Below are 17,196 nucleotides of genomic sequence, written 5' to 3'. Positions count from 1 at the left end.
TCAGAGCGTTTCGAGGACTCCTCTACCGGCAGCCGGAACGCTGTCCCCGGCAGTACCGCAGGGCCACCGCACCCTCACGTAAAGAGGCTTCAACCGTGGCGACTTCCACCAGCCGGCCCGCCGGGCTCCCGCACTTCGCGGTCGCGGGCATCGGCGCGGGCCCGGCCAACCTGAGCTTCGCCGCCCTCGCCGAGGGCACCGTTCCCGGGGCGGTGGCGCTCTTCGACCGGCGGGGCTCGCACGCCTGGCACCCGGAGCTGATGCACCCGGGGGCCCGGCTGCAGACCTCCTGGGTGAAGGACCTGGTCACCCTGGTCGATCCGCGCAACCGCTTCTCCTTCCTCAACTACCTGGTCACCACCGGGCGGATCTACGCCTTCCTGAACGCCCAGTTCGAGGCGATCCCCCGGCTGGAGTACGACCGGTACCTGGCCTGGGCCAGCGGTGAGCTGGGCACCATCCGGTACGGCGTCGACATCACCGCGATCTCCTTCGACGGCGTCTTCGTCCTGGGCTCCGGGGACCGCCCGGTGGCCACCGCCGACCACCTGGTGCTCGGCCTCGGCACCCGCCCGTACGTGCCGGACTGCTTCGAACTCCCCGGCCCGCACGGCGTCCTGCTCGCCGAGGAGCTCACCGGGCACTTCACCGGCTGCCGGCCCGGACCGCACGAGACGGCCGTGGTGATCGGCGGCGGCCAGACCGGCGCCGAGGCGGTGCTCTCGCTGCTGCGGCTCGGGCTGCGGGAGATCCGCTGGATCGGCCGGCGGCCGTGGTTCGCGCCGATGGACGACTCGCCGCCCGCCAACGACTTCTACCGGCCCGCATACGTGCGCCACTTCCAGAGCCTGCCGGCGCACGTGCGCGACAGCATCGCGACGAACCAGATCCTCACCAGCGACGGCGTCTCGATGGCCACGCTGCAGGAGCTGTACCAGGTCAACTACGAGATCCGGCTGGCCGAGGGACGCTCCCCGGTGATGATGCTGCCCGGCCGGGACGTGGTCGGGGCCGTCGAGCGGCAGGGCTCGGTGGTCCTGCGCTGCCGCCGGCTGGGCGGCGGCCAGGAGCAGCACTCGGCCCGGCACGTCGTGCTGGCCACCGGCCGGCGGCCCGCGCCGCTGCCGCTGGACCCCCAACTGCTGGACCTGGCACCGGGCGAGGAGCCGGTCATCGAGGCGGACTACTCGCTGCGCTGGAAGCACGGCGACACCAACCGGATCTTCGCCCAGAACCGCGCCCAGTCCAGCCACGGCGTGGTCGACCCCAACCTCAGCCTGCTCTCGGTGCGCAGCGCCGTGATCATCAACTCCCTGCTGGACCGGTCGGTCTTCAGCATCCGCGACGAGCAGGTCCACACCCTGTGGGCCTGACCCGCCCGGACCGCCCCGGACCACCCGGTCCCCGCTCCCCCGCCCAACGGCACCTGGAGGTAGACGAGATGCCCGACAACCGGCCCGACAACCGGACCGACGTACTGATCGTGGGCGCCGGGATGGCAGGCCTGACCGCGGCCGTGTTCCTGGCCTGGCACGGGCTGCGCCCGGTCCTGGTCGAGCGCCATCCGCAGGAACTGGTGCACCCCCGGGCCCGGGGGATCAACGCCCGCTCGGTGGAGGTGTTCCGTCAGGCCGGTCTGGAGGAGCGGCTCTTCGCCGCCCGGGGCGAGGGCATCGTGGCCTCCGACGCCGACTCCTCGCGGATGCTGATGGCCCGCACCCTGGCCGACCGGGACGTCGACTTCGTCGACCTGGCGACCGGCTCCGCGGACGGTGTCAGCCCGACCGAGTGGTGCCCGATCGACCAGGACCGGCTGGAGGTCATCCTGCGCGAACGGGCCCGCGAGCTGGGCGCCGACGTGCGCTACGGCGTCGAGCTGACCGCCCTCACCCCGCGCCCGGACGGCGTCACGGCACGGGTGCGCGAGGCCGCGGGCGGCGCCGAGTACACCGTGGAGGCCGCCTACGTGGTGGCGGCGGACGGCCAGCGCAGCACCGTGCGGCGCCTGCTGGACATCCCGGTGGAGGGCCCCGGGGTGCTGCTCGACACCCTCTCCATGGTGGTCGAGGCCGACATCGAGGAGGTCGTCGCGGGCCGCCGCTTCGGCTTCGCCTACCTGGGCAGCCCGCGGCAGGGCACGGTGATCTTCCCGCACGACGGGAAGAACCGCTGGTGCTTCGGCGTGCCCTTCGAGCCCCGCAAGGGCGAGACGGTCGCCGACTACCCGGCCGAGCGCTGCCTGGAGCTGTTCCGGGAGGCGGTCGGCCTGCCGGAGCTCGACGGCCGGCTGGTGCCCCAGCTACCGGACGGCACCGAGGTGCTGCCGTTCGCGATCGGGGCGTACTGCGCCGAGCGGTTCGTCCACGGGCGGGTCCTGCTGGCCGGCGACGCCGCCCGGATCGTGCCGCCGACCGGCGCGTTCGGCGGCAGCACCGGCATCCAGGACGCCCACAACCTCGCCTGGAAGCTGGCCGCCGTGGTCAAGGGCGAGGCCGGCCCCGGGCTGCTGGAGAGCTACGACGCCGAGCGCCGAGCGGTCTCCGAGTTCACCATGGAGCAGGCCATGGCGCAGATGGTCTGGCGCACCGGCACCACGGCGTCCGACGAGGTCGACGGCATGCGGCTGTGGGACTGGTGGTCCGTCATCCTGGGCTACCGCTACCGCTCGGGCGCCGTCGTCCCCGACCCGGCCGACGGCGCCGACGACGGGCTGCCCGCGGTCGAGACCGGCCGCCTCTCGGCCCAGCCCGGCACCCGCGCCCCGCACCTGGCGACCGGCGCGGGCACCTCCACCCTCGACCTGTACGGGCGGAACTTCGCCCTGGTGGCCGGCCGCTCCGGCGCCACCTGGGCGGCCTCCGTGCTCCGCGCGTGCGACGAGCTCGACGTCGAACTCGACTTCTACCTGGCCGGGTTCGACCTCGACGTGCCGACCGCGCAGTGGGCCGAGCGGCACGGCGTGCGCGACGACGGCGCGGTGCTCGTCCGCCCGGACGGCTTCGTCGCCTGGCGCAGCCGCACCGGCGCGGACCCGGACGGCGACCGGCTGGTCGCCGCGCTCACCCGCGTCCTCGCCCGCGACTGAAACACCCGATCCCATGTCAAACGAGAGGAGTTCGACAATGTCCGAGCTGGAGACCCGGTTCAAGGAACTGGTCGCGCTGGTGGACGCCACGCCCAAGGACCAGGTGGAGGGGAGGCTCGCCGGACTGCCCGGCGGTGTCCCGGCCGCGCTGGACACCGTGTACGAGCAGCTGGCCTCGACGTTCAACCCGGCCAAGGCGGGCGGCGAGAGCGGGATCTTCCAGTACGAGGTGGCCACCGCCGGCGGCGTCCAGGAGTACCACCTGGTGGTCGCCGACGGCACGTGCACCGTCGGCAAGGGCACCCGGGAGGACGCCGACGTCGTCATCGGCGTCAAGGTCGTCGACATGCTGCTGATGGCCACCGGCAAGCTCTCCGGCCAGAAGGCCTTCGTCACCGGCAAGCTGAAGCTCCGCGGCAACGCGTTCTTCGGCATGAAGCAGGGTGAGTGGTTCGACTGATGGCCCAGACTCCGATGTCCGAAACTCCGATGACCGGGAAGCTGCACGAACGGCTGGGCGCCGCGGGCGCGCCGCTGCTGGACGCCGTCCGGGAGCACCCGTTCTTCGCCGGCCTGCGCGACGGCTCCCTGCCGGGCGGGGCGCTGCTGCACTTCGCCCGGCAGGACGCCGACTTCCTGCTCCCGGCGTACGGCCGCGCCCTGGCCCGCTGCGCCGCGCTGGCCCACGACCACGACCACGCCCTGGTGCTGACCCGGATGGCGGTCGGCACCCTGGAGGCCCGCCAGGCCATGGCCCTCGGGTACGACCTGATGGCGGGCGAGCTGGCCGCCGACGGCGACGACTCCTGGCGCACCCGGCCGGCCGATCCGGCCACCCACGCGTACACGTCGTTCTTCGGCGCAGCGAGCGCCGGTTCGCTGGCCGAGGGGGTCGGGGCACTGCTGCCCTGCTCCTGGTTCTACCTGAGCATCGCCGACGACCTGCGCGAGCGCCACGACCCCGGCGGCCGCTACGCCTCCTGGGTCTCCGCGCTGCACCCGGGCGAGGACTACCGGGAGGTCCTGGACGGCTTCCTGGCCCTCGTCGACGACCTGGGGCGCAGCTGCTCGGCCCGGGAACTCGCCGGGCTGGAGCGGAACTTCGCGATCGCCTCCCGGTACGAGTGGAGCTTCGTCGACGCGGCGCTGCGCCAACTCGACTGGCCCATCGCTTCCATGACGTCCTGACCAAAGGAGGTGGCGCGTGCGCCTCGGCATCAACATCACCAACTTCGGCTGGCCGGGCTCGCCGGAGAACATCGGCAGTACGCTCGGGCGGATCGCGCGGACCGCGGAGGAGGTCGGCTTCGACAGCCTCTGGGTGATGGACCACTTCTTCCAGACCCCGCTCAACCGCGGCCCGGCCGGCCCCTGCCCGGAGGCGTACGCCACCCTGGGCTTCGTCGCCGGGCAGACCTCCCGGATCCGCCTCGGCACCCTGGTCACGGGCGTGGTGAACCGCCACCCCGGCGTCCTGGTGAAGACCGTCAGCACCCTCGACGCGCTCTCCGGCGGCCGGATGTACTTCGGCGTCGGCGCCGCCTGGTACGAGGAGGAGCAGCGCGGCCTGGGCATCCCGGTGGTCCCGCGGGCCGAGCGGTTCGAGCGGCTGGAGGAGACCGTGCGGCTCGCCAAGCACATGTGGGCGGGCAGCGAGGAGCCGTTCCTCGGCAGGCACTACCGACTGGAGGAGCCGCGCAACGAGCCCAACTCGCCACAGCGGCCCCACCCGCCGGTGCTGATCGGCGGCCAGGGCCGGCGCAAGACCTTCGGCCTGGTCGCCCGGTACGCGGACGCCTGCAACGTCTACGAGCTGCCCGACCCCGAGCTCATCAAGGACAAGCTGGCGACGCTGCCGCCGCAGCACCCGATGCGGCGCAACGCCCACCTCAAGCCGACCGAGGTGATCCGCGAGCAGTTCGACGTCCTGCGGCAGCGCTGCGAGGAGGCCGGGCGGCCGTACGGCGAGATCGAGAAGACCACGCTCGGCACGGGCGCGCTCACCCGGACCGGCGGGGGCGGGGCCTACTCCCCGGCCGGCGCGGTCGAGCGCTTCGAGCGGCTCGCCGAGCTGGGGGTCGACCACGCCATCGTCGAGCCGCCCGACCCGTGGCGGGAGGGCGCGCTCGACGTGTGGGCGGAGGTCATTGCGGCGGTGGCGAGGATCGTTCCGGCCGGGCGCTCCTGAGCCGGGCTCCCGCTCCGGGCCGCCGGGCGATCGCGGCCAGTGCGCGGTCGATCGCCCGGCGGCCCGCCGGCAGCCTCCGCAGCAGCACGCCGAGGGCAAGGAGGGCGGCGAGGGTCATGTCCGTCCTCCTCAGAACTCGCCGCTGACGGTGGCCGCCAGGTAGCCGTCGAGGTCGGGGACGTCCGGGCGCACCACGTGGCGCACCCAGGCGTCCCGCTCCGCCCCCATCGCCACCAGCTCCCAGATGCACGCGGTGGCCGCACCGGGGGCCGGTCGCCAGTCGGCCGGGTCGGCCCACGCGGAGATCCACGTCCGGGAGTGCAGGATCAGCCGGTTGGGGCTCCACCAGGCGACGACGACGTAGCAGCCGTCCTCGTCCTCGTGCAGCACGCTGAAAGCGCAGCTCAAGGCCTCCGGATACGCCTCCGGCAGGCTGCGTTCGACCGCCCGGCGGGCGGCCTCGATCACGTGGGCGGGGGGCCTCGGCCGGGTGGCCGAGATGCCGTACCGCTTGACCCGCCAGCCCCGCACCCGGTCCGGGGCGAGGGCGACCATCCGACGCGGTGCCCAGGGCACCGGCACGACTCCGACATCCATGGCCGCCACGGTAGGCGGGCGCCCTCCAGGCGGGATCGAACCGGCCTGGACGTCCGTCAGCCCGCCACCAGCCGGCCCCCAGCCCGCTCCGAGGCCCGGCCACCACCCTGGACCACGCGAACAACCACCGGACGACGATGAGGGGTTGACGACTGTGCGCAGGCTCAGTTGCGACTCGGCGGAGCTCTCCGCGGAGTACGGGATACGGATCGGGCGCTGGACGCAGTACGCCGAGTCGGCGCGGCTGCCGTTCGACGCGATGTGGTGCCTGGTGGGCCCCGGCTCGTCGAGCGCGCGGGACGGCCACCCGGAGACGGAACTGGCGGTGGTGGTCACCGGCCGGGCCGAGTTCGAGGTCGAGGGGTCCGGCACCACGGCGGCCCCGGCCGGCACCGCCGTGCTGCTCGACCCCGAGGAGCGGCACGTCATCCACAACCGCTCCGAGACGGACCCGCTGACCATCCTCAGCATCTACTGGCTGCCCGGCGCGGCGGACGGGGACCGGTCGTGACCGCCCGCCCGGTGGTGCTGCTCAGCCCGCCCCCGACCCCGAACGGCCCGCTGCACCTGGGCCACCTCTCCGGCCCCTACCTCGCGGCCGACGTCGCCGCCCGCGCCGCGCGCGCCCGCGGCGAGCGGGTGCTGACCGTCTGCGGCACCGACGACCACCAGAACTACGTCGTCGCCAGGGCCGAGCAGCTCGGCCGCAAACCCGACGAGCTCGTCGACGAGTTCGGCGCGCTGATCCGCGCCTCGCTCACCGCCGCCCGGATCGAGCACGACGTCTTCACCACCCCGCGCACCGACCGCAACCACCGCGCCCGGGTGGCCCGGCTCTGCGTCGAAATGGTCACCGCCGGGCTGCTGCCCGAGGCCGAGTGGCCGATGCTGCTCTGCGAGGACTGCGGACGCACCCTGCACCACGGCTACGTCGGCGGCGGCTGCCCGGCCTGCGGCGAGCCGATGGGCGGCGGCACCTGCGAGGCGTGCGGCGGCTTCGCCACCGCCGCGCAGCTGCGCGACCCGCGGTGCCGGTGCGGCGGCGCACCCCGCACGGTGCGCCACCGGGGGCCCGTCCTCGCCCTGGAGGACCACCGGGAGGCGCTGACCCGGATCTGGTCCGCCGCGGTGCTCCCCGCCCGGGTCCGCGCCCTGCTCACGCGGCTGCTGGACGAGGGGCTGCCGGACGTCCCGGTGAGCTACCCCACCGACTGGGGGATCGAACTGGTCGGCGGCAACCGGCTCGACGTCTGGGTCGAGATGGGCCTGTCCTACCTCGACCTGATCGGGCGCCGGCTCGACCCGGACGCCCGCCGCCTCACCGAACTCGGCGCCGCCTGGGGCGGGCTGGGCGGTCTGTGGCCGTTCCTCGGGATCGACAACGCCTTCTACTACGCCGCCGTCTTCCCCGCCCTGGCCGTCGCCGCCGGCGCGCCCTGGCGGTCCGTCCTGTCCGGCCTGGTGGTCAACGAGTTCTACCGGCTCGACGGGCTCAAGTTCTCCACCAGCCGCGACCACGCCGTCTGGGCCCACGAGCTGCTCACCACCGAGGACCCGGAGACCCTCCGGCTCTTCCTCAACTGGGACCGCCCCGCCCCCTTCCCGAGCAACTTCACCGCGGCCGGCTACGCGGCCTTCGCCGAGCACCGCCCGCCCCGGCACCCCGACCCCGGCGGGCCCCTCGCCGACGCCGACCTCGCCCGGGCCGAACAGGCCCTGCGCCCCGAGACGTTCGACCCCGCGCTCGCCGCCCGCTGCCTCCTGCCGCTCGCCGCCGGCGCTCCTGACACCCATCCCCTGGACGCCCGCGCCCGACGGCTGCTCGACGCGCTCACCGGCCGCGGCCCGGCCCCGGAACGGTAGGCGGCCGTGCGGATCTGCATCATCGGCGCGGGCCTGGCCGGCACCCTGCTCGCCTGGCGGCTGCGGCGCGGCGCACCGGGCACCGACGTGTGCCTGATCACCGCCGCCACCCCGCCCGGCGAGGCCACCGCCGCCTCCGGCGGCCTGGTCCGCGGCTTCGAGCCGGACCCGGCCGCCTGCCGGCTCGCCGCCGAGAGCCTCGCCGAACTGCGCGCCGACCCGGCCCTCGCCGCCCTCGCCGAGTACCGCGAGACCGGCTCGCTGTACCTCACCGACGACCCCCCGCCCACCGCCCTGCTGGACCTCGTCGAGGACCGGCTGCCCGGCTCGGCCGAGCAGCTGACCGCGGCCGGCGCCGCCGAACGGTACGGGATCACCGGCCCCCCGGACGCCCACTACCTCGCCGAACGGCACGCCGGCTACCTCAGCCCGGACGCGCTGCGCCACGGCCTGCTCCGCGACCTCCTCGACCACGGCGGGCGCACCGTCGCCGGCCCGGCCCTGGCCGTCGGCCCCGGTTCGGTACGGCTGCCCGGCGGCACGCTCTCCTGCGACCTCACCGTCCTGGCCGCCGGACGGCGGACCGGGCCGCTGCTGCGCCAGAGCGGCCTGGACCACCGCGAGCCCACCCGGCTGCGCGGCAAGCTCGTCCAGTACACCGTCCACCGGGCCGGCGGCCGCCGCCCGCCGTGCTTCGTCGACGGGACCACCGGGCTGTACGGGCGCCCGCACGGCCGCGGCGACGTGCTGCTCGGCGTGCCCACCGACTGCTGGGACGAGCACGCCGAACCACTGCGCCCCCTCCCCGACCTGCGCCGGGAGACCGAACTGCTCGCCCTCCTGCGGCTGCCCGGCCTGCGGCTGGGCCGGGTGCGGCGCACCGTGGTGGCCGCCGACTGCTACAGCCCGTCGGGCCTGCTGGAGCTGCGCGCCACCACCGACCCGGCCGTCCACACCTTCACCGGCGGCAGCGGCGGCGCCGCCAAGTGCGCCCTGGCGGCCAGCCGCCGGGCCGCCCGCGACCTGCGGGTGCCGGGCTACCGCGACGACCTCGACGACCTCCTGGAGCTGTCATGACCAGCACGCTGCGGCGGGCCCTCGAAACCGTGTGCCCCGAGCGCGTGATCGACCCGCGCCACCCCCGCTACGACGCCACCCGGCAGCTCTTCAACGGCATGCACGACCGCCGCCCGCGGCTGATCGTGCTGCCCTGCGACCGCGAGGAGCTGCGCCGGGTCGTGCAGCTCGCCCGCGAGGCCGGCCTGCCGCTCGCGGTGCGCGGCGCCGGGCACAACATCGCCGGGACGGCCGGCGTGGACGACGGCGTGGTGATCGACCTGCGGCTGCTGGACCGGGTCCGGATCGACCCGCACCGCCGCACCGCCCGGGTGCAGGGCGGCGCGACCTGGGCCCAGTTCGACGCGGCCGCCTCCCGGCACGGACTGGCCGTCACCGGCGGCACGTTCGACACCACCGGCGTCGGCGGGCTGACCCTCGGCGGCGGGATCGGGCACCTGATGGGCCGCTACGGGCTCTCCTGCGACAACGTCCTGGAGTACTCGCTGGTCACGGCCGACGGCGACCGCCTGGCCGTCGACGCCGACACCGACCCCGAGCTGGACTGGGCGCTGCGCGGTGCCGGGCACAACTTCGGCGTCGTCGACGAGTTCGTGTTCCGGCTGCACCCGGTCACCACCGTCCACGGCGGCACGGTCGCCTACCCGGCGCACGAGATGACCCGGGCGGTCGAGCTGTTCCGGCGGCTCGGCACCGAAGGCCCCGACGGACTGGTCTGCATCCTGCTGCTGGAGCGGTTCGGGCCCGCGCAGGAGCCCGCCGCCGTCCTGAGCGTCTGCTACAGCGGCACCGACCCCGGCTACCCCGCGCTGCTCGACAAGCAGTTGCGCGAACCGGAGGTGCTGGACTGGCAGGTCGAGCGGCGCCCGTACCTGTCGATGCAGCAGTTCCTCGGCCGCCTGCCGTACGGGCTGCGCCACTACTGGAGCGCGCGCTGCACCGACGGGCTGCCGGACGAGCTGATCGCCGCGCTGGTCGAGCGGTTCCACGCCGGGCGCTGGCGCGGGGAGTTCAACGACACCGTCTACCTGGAGGCGTTCGGCGGGGCGGTGCGGCGGGAGCCCGAGCGGCCGTCCGCGGTAGGCTGGCGCACCGCGCGGTTCAACGTCACGGGCATGGCCATCTGGGAGGCGGCCGACGCCGACCCCGAGCGGATCGCGTGGGCCAGGTCGGTGGCGCGGGCCGCCGAGCCCTGGGGCACGTCCGGCGACGGCTACGTCAACTACCTGTCGGACCCGGAGGGTTCGGACACCGCGCGGGCCGTCCGGACGTACGGGGAGCGGGGGCACCAGCGGCTCGCGGCGCTCAAGCGGCGGCTGGACCCGGACAACGTCTTCCGCCCGGCGTTCGCCATCGCCCCGGCGACGGGGGCGTGAGGGCCGTGACCGGGGCGCGGATCGACTACAACAACCGCTTCTTCTCGGCGGACCCGGGCGGCTCGCCGGAGACCGCGGCCGCCGGGGAGTCCCCCGTCGGCCACTACCACCAGCTCGGCGACCTCGTCTGGGCCGAGTTCCGCGGCGGGAAGGTGCTCACCGGCCGCCTCGTCGGCACCTGCGGCCCCGACGGCGCGCTGCGGCTCGCCTACTGCCAGGTGCTCGCGGACGGCGGCGTGGTCGCCGGGGAGTGCACGAGCAAGCCGGAACGGCTGCCGGACGGGCGGCTGCGCCTCCGCGAGGAGTGGCGGCGGTCCGACGGCAGCAGCGGGGTCTCCCACATCGAGGAGGTCCGCGGCCGGACGGGGGGCTGACCCCGTCCGACTCGGACTCGGGCCCGGACGCGCTCCCCTGCCGCGTCCGGGCCCGTCCGCGTCACCCCTCCGACGGCCTCGCGCTCACTCCGCCTCGGGCAGGCCCGCGAACTTGGTCAGCAGCCGGGCGAAGTCGGAACGTTCCTGCACCGTCCAACCGTCCGTGATGGTGCCGAAGTACTCCTGGCGCACCCGGTGCGAGAGGGCGGCCAGCTCCCGGCCCTCCTCCGTCAGCTCCAGGCAGATGCGCCGGCTGTCGGCCTGGGAGGCGACCCGGCGGACGTAGCCGGCCTCCACGCTCGCCGCCACCAGGCGGCTCGCCCGCGAGGGGTCGACGGCCAGGCGCTCGGCGACGAGGCCGACCGTGACCTCCTGGCCGGGGTGGTCGGGCTCCTCCTCGACCGCGTCCACCACGACGCTGTGCGACAGGTCGACGTCCCGGCCCAGCTGCGCGGTCACCAGCTTGCCCAGGGACCGCCTGGTCTGGTTGCGGCGGATCCGGACCATGGCCCGCTCGATGGCGGTCAGGGCCGGGTCCGGCGCGGCGGTGTCCGGGCGACGGGTGCTGGCGGGGGTCTCGGCGGCTCTGGTCATGGCACAAATATACGCGTTGACACGTGCAGAAGGCAGATCTATGCTCAACGCACATACTTTCTTCTGGCATCTATGTTCATGAGTCACATAGTTGCTAAAAGCATAGGGGTTGCCATGTCAACCGAGCCCGACACCACCAGCACCTCCTCCCCCGCGCCCGGCGAGGGCGCCATGCCCCACCGGCACGTGATGATCGTCTACTTCGGCCTGCTCCTCGCGATGCTGATGGCCACCCTGGACTCCTCGATCGTGGCCACCGCGCTGCCCACGATCGTCGGCGACCTCGGCGGCCTGAGCTCCATCGCCTGGGTCGGCGCGGCCTACATCCTGGCCTCCAGCGCCGTGATGCCGCTGGCCGGCAAGCTCGGCGACCTGCTGGGCCGCAAGCAGGTCTTCGTCGTCTCCACCGTCGTCTTCCTCGCCGGCTCCGCCGCCTGCGGGGCCGCCCAGACGATGGGCCAGCTGATCGCCTTCCGCGTCCTGCAGGGCATCGGCGCGGGCGGCGTGATGGCCGCCATGTTCGCCCTCACCGGGGACCTCTTCGGCCCGCGCGAGCGGGCGAAGTACCAGGGGTACTCGGCCGGCGTCTTCGCGCTGTCCGCGGTCGGCGGGCCGATCGCCGGCGGCTTCTTCGCCGAACACGTCACCTGGCGCTGGGTGTTCTACGTCAACCTGCCGATCGGCGCGGCCGCCCTCGTCCTGGTCGCCCTCTACCTGCGCGGCGCCCGCCGCCAAGAGCGGCCGCGGATCGACTACCTCGGGATGCTGCTGCTCTCCGGCGCGCTGGTGTGCCTCGTCCTGCTCACCAACTGGGCCGGCAGCACCTACGCCTGGGGCTCCCCCACCACCGTCGGCCTCGCGGTGGGCGGCGTGGCGCTGCTGGTCGGCTGGGTCGTCGTGGAGCGCTCGGCCGCCGAACCGGTCATCCCGCTCGGCCTGTTCCGCGACTCCACCTTCGACATCTGCAACGCCGTGGCCTTCGTCGGCGGGCTGACCGGCTTCGGCCTGGTCTTCTTCCTCCCGCTCTACCTGCAGATCTCCGCGGGCGCCGGCGCCACCAACTCCGGCCTCCTGCTGCTCCCGATGATGTTCGGGCTGATGCTCGCGTCCTTCGGCGTCGGCGGCGCGGTCGCCAAGTCCGGCCGCTACAAGTGGTACCCGGCCGCCAGCATGCTGGTCTCCGCCGTCGCGGCCTTCCTGATGTCCACCATGACGGCCGACACCAGCCGCTTCCTGTCCGGGCTCTACATGTTCCTGCTCGGCGTCGGGGCGGGCCTGTCCCAGCAGGTCGTCGTGGTCGCGGTGCAGAACGCCGCGCCCCGCGCGGACCTGGGCGCCGCCACCTCCACCGTCACCTTCAGCCGGATGCTCGGCACCTCCTTCGGCGTCTCGATCTTCGCGACCGTCCTCACGAGCCGCCTCACCCACGAGATCCCGACGTACGTCCCGGACGGCGCCGCGAACGGCATCGCCGCCAACGGCGGCATCTCGCCCGAGGCGCTGCGCCGGCTGCCCGACACCGTCCGGCACGGCCTGGCGCAGGCCTACGCCCACGCGCTCAGCCCGGTCTTCCTGATCGCCGGGTTCATCCTCCTCGCCGGGCTCGCCGCGGCGGTCTTCCTCAAGGACATCACGCTCGAACAGCGCGGCTGGGGCGTCGAGGAGCCGCCCGAGGCCCCCAGCGCCCCCGCCCACGCCGCCCCGCAGAGCAGCTGAGGAGCCCCGCCATGCCCCTGCTCAAAAGCTCAGCCCCGGTCAAAGGCTCAGCCCTGCTCAAGAGCTCAGCCCCGCTCAAGAAGCTCGCCCTCCTGCCGGCCGGCGCCCGCTCCAAGTGGCTGGTCCTGGTCCTGTGGCTGCTGCTCGCCGGCGTGGCCGCACCCCTCGGCGCCCAGCTGATCGGCGCCCAGAGCAACGACATCACCCAGTGGCTCCCCAGGGGCGCGGAGTCGACCAAGGCCCTGGAGACGGGGCGGGACCACTTCGGCATCGGCGACGTGCTGCCGGCCAGCATCGTCTACTCCCGCCCCGGCGGCATCACCGCCGACGACACCGGCAAGGCCGAACGCGACCGCGCCGCCTTCGCCCGCTACGGCGGCACGCCGCCCCCGCTCTCCCCGTCCGGGGACGGCCGGGCCCTGCTGCTCACCGTCCCGCTCACCATGCAGGGCGCGGACGGGTTCACCCGGCTCGTCGACGACGTCAAGGCCATCCGGCACGACGCCCACGCCGATGCCCCGGCCGGGCTCGACGTCCAGGTGACCGGCCCGGCCGGCGCCGCCGCCGACCAGTCCGCCGTGTTCGGCGGCGTCGACGGCCCGCTGCTGCTCACCACGGTCGCGGTGGTGGCGATCCTGCTGATCGTCACCTACCGCAGCCCGGTGCTCTGGCTGGTGCCGCTGCTGACCGTGGGCATCAGCTCGTCGCTGGCCAACGCCGTGGTGTACCTGCTGGTCAAGCACGCCGGCCTGGTGGTCACCGGGCAGAGCACCAGCGTCCTGACCGTCCTGGTCTTCGGCGCGGGCACCGACTACGCCCTGCTGCTGATCGCCCGCTACCGCGAGGAGCTGCGCCGCCACGAGGACCGGCACGAGGCCATGCGCAGCGCGCTGCGGCGGACGCTCCCGGCCGTCGTCGCCTCCGCGACCACCGTGACACTGGGTCTGCTCTGCCTACTGGCCGCGCGGATGAACTCGACCCGCGGGCTCGGCCCGGTGGCGGCGATCGGCATCGTGGTGGCCCTCGTGTCGATCACCGTGCTGCTGCCCGCGCTGCTGGTGATCCTCGGCCGCGGGCTCTTCTGGCCATTCGTCCCGCGCCGGGTGTGGACGGGCCCGGGCGAGCCGGAGTCCGGCCCGTGGGGCCGGGTCGGCGCCGCCGTCGCCCGCCGGCCCCGCCCGGTCTGGCTGGCCAGCGCGGTGGCCCTCGCCGCGTGCGCGATCGGTGCGCTCGGCCTGCACTCCGGGCTCTCCCCGAGCGAGGCCTTCACCGGCAAGCCCGAGTCGGTGACCGGCCAGACCGTCCTCGCCGCGCACTACCCGGCCGGCTCCTCCGCGCCGCTGGACATCTACGCCGACGCGGCCAGGGCCGAGCAGGTGACGGCCGCCGTCCACGGCCTGCCCGGGGTGGCCGCGGTCTCGCCCGCCCAGACCTCCGGCGACCGGCTGCGCATCCAGGCCCTGCTCAGCGATCCGCCCGGCAGCAAGGCCGCCGAGGCCACCGTCGGGCACATCCGCACCGCCGTGCACGACACGGCGGACCCCGGGGCGCTGATCGGCGGCAGCACGGCCCAGAGCCTGGACGTCGCCGACACCACCACGCACGACGAGCGGCTGGTGATGCCGCTGGTGCTCGCCGTCGTCCTGCTCGTCCTGATGGTGCTCCTGCGCTCCCTGGTGGCGCCGGTGCTGCTCCTGGCGAGCGTGGTGCTGTCCTTCGGCGCGGCGCTCGGCGCCTCCGTCCTGCTCTTCCGCGCCCTCGGGCACCCGCACTCGGACGAGTCGCTGCCGCTGATGGGCTTCCTCTTCCTCGTCGCGCTGGGGGTCGACTACACGATCTTCATGATGACCAGGGCCCGCGAGGAGACCGCCCGGATCGGCCACTCCCGCGGCGTGGTGCGCGCGCTCGCCGTGACGGGCGGGGTCATCACCAGCGCCGGCCTCGTCCTGGCCGCGACGTTCGCGGCACTCGGGGTCCTTCCGTCGGTCGGCATGCTGCAACTGGGCGTCCTGGTCGCGGTGGGCGTGCTGCTGGACACCCTCGTGGTGCGCACCCTCCTGGTGCCGGCCCTCGCGCTGGACATCGGCCCGCGGCTGTGGTGGCCGGGCCGCCCGGGCCCGGCCCGGATCCCCGGCCCCCGCAACACCGCCGCGGCGAGCACACCCGAGCCCGACGGCGTCCGCTGACGACACGGACCCGACGGAACGGCGCCGACAGCACGTCCACGCAACACCCGCCCACGCAGAACCCGTCCACTGAACGAGCGGAGAGCGAGGGAACATGACGACCGGATCCCGCCGCGACTGGATCTCCGAGGCCGAACGCGAGGCGGTGGCAGCCCAGTTGTGCGAGCAGTTCAGCCGGAGCCTGCTGACCAAGGCCGAGTTGGAGACGCGCCTGGACGACACCTTCGCGGCCGAGACCCACGAGGCGCTGCGCCACGTCACGGCCGACCTCCCGGCGGTGCGGCGCTCCGCGCCGGCCGGGGCCGCCCCACCGGCCCGGATGCGGGCGGCCCGGGGCACCCGGCGCCCGCTGCGGCTCCGCGAGCGCCACGGCACGCGGGCGCTGGTGTACTCGATCGGCCTCTGGGCCGCCGGCGGACTCCTGTTCGGCGCCGGCTGGCTGGGCTCCGGGCCGGCGCGGCTGCTGATCCTGCTGGGGCTGGCGGCGATCCTGGTCGGCGGCCGGCCGCGCAGGTCACGCCGGTGGCGGCTGGCCGACGATCCCGGGCGACGCCTCGGGGCGTTCGGCCCGAGGGAGTGGCGCACGCGCTGGTGACCGCGCTGGTGACCGCGATGGCGACCACGGTCGTGGCCGCGCTGGTGACCGCGCTGGTGACCGCGATGGCGACCACGGTCGTGGCCGCGCTGGTGACCACGGTGGTGGCTGCGGCGTGACCGGGCGATGAGCGGAGTGGTGGTGGACGGGCCGAGCCGGCCGGTCCACCACCACCGTCGTTCCGGGGCCACGGGCGCCACGGGCCCCAGGTGTCCCGGGCCCAGGGCGTCCTGGCCCCAAGGCCTCCCGCGGCGGCTCAGCCCGCGGGTGGCACGTCCGCCGAGAGCATCTGCAGTCGCCGCATGGTTGCGGCGCCGAAGAGCCCCTGACCCGCGTCCCGCGCACCCGCCAGGAACGGGCGCAGCGCGCCCTCCGTCCGCGGGGCGAGCCCGTCCGCGTGCAGCCGACGGACCACGGCGTCGAACTCCCCGTCGTACTGCACCGCCCACACGAGGTGCTCGTCCTTGACGAAGGCCGCCGAGGCGATCAAGGGATCCCCGTCCTCGGCCGGCTTGCGCAGCACCTCGCCCTGCACCCGCTCGAAGACGGCGCCGATCTCGTCCTCGTCGGCGCCCGGCGCGATCCGCTGGGTCCACGCCGCCAGCTGCGCCGAGCGCTCCTCGCGGAACTCCTGGAACACGCAGGTCATCAGCGCGTTCTGGAAGTACTGCTGGAAGCCCTCCACGGTCTCGGTGTCGCGCGGCACCTGGAGGTACGGGCCGAGCTTGCGCTCCGCCTCCTTGACCCCCTGCTGGCCGCCCATGTGCCGGCCGATCTGCCGCAGGTCCCCCTCGAACTGGACCACGCGGGTCATGAGTTCGCCCTCGATGAAGAGCCCGGTCGAGACGTTGCGACCGGCCGACCGCCCCTCCTCGTCCCGGTACTCCGCCGAGTCGGCCCGGCGGAAGCTCCCCTCGGCGAAGATCTCCGCGATCTCCTCCTCGTGTCCGAGCCGAACCTTGTAACCGATCGCGATGAATGCCATGGCCGCGCCTCCGGGTTGCTGGGATGGTCCGGGCCGCATGATGCCCGCGCGCGGTCCACGCCGGATCGAGGACCGCTGGGAGGGCCCGGCGGCGGCACGCATCGGCCGGTCACGAACTCCGCCGAGCTGACTTACCGTCAAGAATCTTCAGTGATCCTCCAGTTGTCCCGGAGGTCCGATCGCCACGATGGGGCGTCGATCCACCTCGAAGGCCCACGGATGGAGAAGGCATGCCCAACCCGGACCGCACGCTGATCGTCGCGCGGATGGACCCCGCCGACGCGCCGGAGGTCGCCCGGATCTTCGCCGAGTCGGACGCCACCGAGCTGCCGCACCTGATCGGCGCCACCCGGCGCACCCTGTTCCGCTTCCACGACCTGTACTTCCACCTCGTCGAGTCGCAGGCGGACATCACCCCCGACCTCTACAAGGCCCGCAGCCACCCGCTGTACCAGGAGATCCACGACCGGCTGGCGGAGTACATGCGGCCGTACGACCCGGCGTGGGCCGAGCCCAAGGACGCGATGGCCCAGCCGTTCTACACCTGGCAGCGCGGCTGA

Annotated in this window: 18 protein-coding genes; 15 read left to right on the top strand and 3 right to left on the bottom strand. The window is 74.3% G+C overall.

What is annotated here, in order from left to right:
• The first annotated feature begins 95 nt into the window (after positions 1-95).
• The 5 genes from ACFVSN_RS12280 to ACFVSN_RS12260 all read left to right on the top strand — a co-directional run bounded on the left by ACFVSN_RS12280 (position 96) and on the right by ACFVSN_RS12260 (position 5,273).
• Positions 96-1,373 (top strand): lysine N(6)-hydroxylase/L-ornithine N(5)-oxygenase family protein, encoded by a 1,278-nt coding sequence (locus tag ACFVSN_RS12280; protein ID WP_387954815.1) that lies wholly within the window; start codon positions 96-98, stop codon positions 1,371-1,373.
• 68 nt (positions 1,374-1,441) lie between these two features.
• Entirely contained in the window at positions 1,442-3,085 is a 1,644-nt protein-coding gene (locus ACFVSN_RS12275; protein WP_387954813.1) for an FAD-dependent monooxygenase, read from the top strand.
• 37 nt (positions 3,086-3,122) lie between these two features.
• A complete protein-coding gene (locus tag ACFVSN_RS12270; protein ID WP_387954811.1) occupies positions 3,123-3,545 on the top strand; it encodes an SCP2 sterol-binding domain-containing protein in 423 nt (140 codons plus the stop codon).
• Between the two features lie 29 nt (positions 3,546-3,574).
• Positions 3,575-4,273, top strand: a complete 699-nt coding sequence (locus ACFVSN_RS12265) for a TenA family protein (protein WP_387954809.1) — start codon at positions 3,575-3,577, stop codon at positions 4,271-4,273.
• A gap of 16 nt (positions 4,274-4,289) precedes the next feature.
• Positions 4,290-5,273, top strand: a complete 984-nt coding sequence (locus ACFVSN_RS12260) for an LLM class F420-dependent oxidoreductase (RefSeq protein WP_387954807.1) — start codon at positions 4,290-4,292, stop codon at positions 5,271-5,273.
• Between the two features lie 129 nt (positions 5,274-5,402).
• On the opposite strand, the gene ACFVSN_RS12255 is transcribed toward ACFVSN_RS12260, so the two are convergent.
• A complete protein-coding gene (locus ACFVSN_RS12255) occupies positions 5,403-5,870 on the bottom strand; it encodes a hypothetical protein (RefSeq protein ID WP_380500994.1) in 468 nt (155 codons plus the stop codon).
• Between the two features lie 154 nt (positions 5,871-6,024).
• Here ACFVSN_RS12255 and ACFVSN_RS12250 point away from each other — a divergent pair, with 154 nt between their 5' ends.
• From ACFVSN_RS12250 to ACFVSN_RS12230, 5 genes are read left to right on the top strand one after another with little or no spacing between them, the layout of a single operon-like run.
• Positions 6,025-6,381, top strand: coding sequence for a cupin domain-containing protein (locus ACFVSN_RS12250; RefSeq protein ID WP_380448987.1), 357 nt, complete (start codon positions 6,025-6,027; stop codon positions 6,379-6,381).
• Positions 6,378-7,733, top strand: a complete 1,356-nt coding sequence (locus tag ACFVSN_RS12245) for a class I tRNA ligase family protein (protein WP_380448985.1) — start codon at positions 6,378-6,380, stop codon at positions 7,731-7,733. The genes ACFVSN_RS12250 and ACFVSN_RS12245 overlap by 4 nt, the downstream gene beginning before the upstream one ends.
• Positions 7,734-7,739: 6 nt before the next feature.
• Complete coding sequence (locus ACFVSN_RS12240) at positions 7,740-8,810, top strand: NAD(P)/FAD-dependent oxidoreductase (RefSeq protein WP_387598043.1); 1,071 nt, start codon at positions 7,740-7,742, stop codon at positions 8,808-8,810.
• Positions 8,807-10,186 carry an FAD-binding oxidoreductase gene (locus ACFVSN_RS12235; protein WP_380448981.1) on the top strand — a complete coding sequence of 460 codons (1,380 nt, stop codon included), beginning with the start codon at positions 8,807-8,809 and terminating at the stop codon, positions 10,184-10,186. Before ACFVSN_RS12240 ends, ACFVSN_RS12235 begins: the two co-directional genes overlap by 4 nt.
• On the top strand, positions 10,183-10,560 hold the full coding sequence (locus ACFVSN_RS12230) for a hypothetical protein (protein ID WP_387954805.1): 378 nt from the start codon (positions 10,183-10,185) through the stop codon (positions 10,558-10,560). The genes ACFVSN_RS12235 and ACFVSN_RS12230 overlap by 4 nt, the downstream gene beginning before the upstream one ends.
• A gap of 84 nt (positions 10,561-10,644) precedes the next feature.
• On the opposite strand, the gene ACFVSN_RS12225 is transcribed toward ACFVSN_RS12230, so the two are convergent.
• Positions 10,645-11,154, bottom strand: a complete 510-nt coding sequence (locus tag ACFVSN_RS12225; RefSeq protein WP_380497045.1) for a MarR family winged helix-turn-helix transcriptional regulator — start codon at positions 11,152-11,154, stop codon at positions 10,645-10,647.
• 114 nt (positions 11,155-11,268) lie between these two features.
• Here ACFVSN_RS12225 and ACFVSN_RS12220 point away from each other — a divergent pair, with 114 nt between their 5' ends.
• The 4 genes from ACFVSN_RS12220 (at position 11,269) to ACFVSN_RS12205 (ending at position 15,770) form a co-directional block, all read left to right on the top strand.
• Entirely contained in the window at positions 11,269-12,870 is a 1,602-nt protein-coding gene (locus ACFVSN_RS12220; protein WP_387954803.1) for an MDR family MFS transporter, read from the top strand.
• A gap of 11 nt (positions 12,871-12,881) precedes the next feature.
• Positions 12,882-15,056: an MMPL family transporter gene (locus tag ACFVSN_RS12215; protein WP_387954801.1), complete on the top strand. Its 2,175-nt coding sequence runs from the start codon at positions 12,882-12,884 to the stop codon at positions 15,054-15,056.
• Positions 15,057-15,150: 94 nt separating this feature from the next.
• Positions 15,151-15,651 carry a DUF1707 domain-containing protein gene (locus ACFVSN_RS12210; protein WP_387954799.1) on the top strand — a complete coding sequence of 167 codons (501 nt, stop codon included), beginning with the start codon at positions 15,151-15,153 and terminating at the stop codon, positions 15,649-15,651.
• Positions 15,648-15,770, top strand: coding sequence for a hypothetical protein (locus ACFVSN_RS12205; RefSeq protein ID WP_387954798.1), 123 nt, complete (start codon positions 15,648-15,650; stop codon positions 15,768-15,770). Before ACFVSN_RS12210 ends, ACFVSN_RS12205 begins: the two co-directional genes overlap by 4 nt.
• A gap of 137 nt (positions 15,771-15,907) precedes the next feature.
• Here the strand turns inward: ACFVSN_RS12205 and ACFVSN_RS12200 are convergent, their stop codons facing one another.
• Complete coding sequence (locus ACFVSN_RS12200) at positions 15,908-16,636, bottom strand: SchA/CurD-like domain-containing protein (protein WP_387954796.1); 729 nt, start codon at positions 16,634-16,636, stop codon at positions 15,908-15,910.
• A 230-nt stretch (positions 16,637-16,866) separates the two neighbouring features.
• On the opposite strand from ACFVSN_RS12200, the gene ACFVSN_RS12195 reads away from it, so the two are divergent.
• Positions 16,867-17,196, top strand: coding sequence for a TcmI family type II polyketide cyclase (locus ACFVSN_RS12195; protein ID WP_387954794.1), 330 nt, complete (start codon positions 16,867-16,869; stop codon positions 17,194-17,196).

The organism is Kitasatospora sp. NPDC057904 (assembly GCF_042887925.1).
In the GTDB taxonomy this organism is placed as follows: domain Bacteria; phylum Actinomycetota; class Actinomycetes; order Streptomycetales; family Streptomycetaceae; genus Kitasatospora.
Note: the sequence above shows the minus strand (reverse complement) of the source record. Positions and strands in the feature narration are given on the sequence as shown.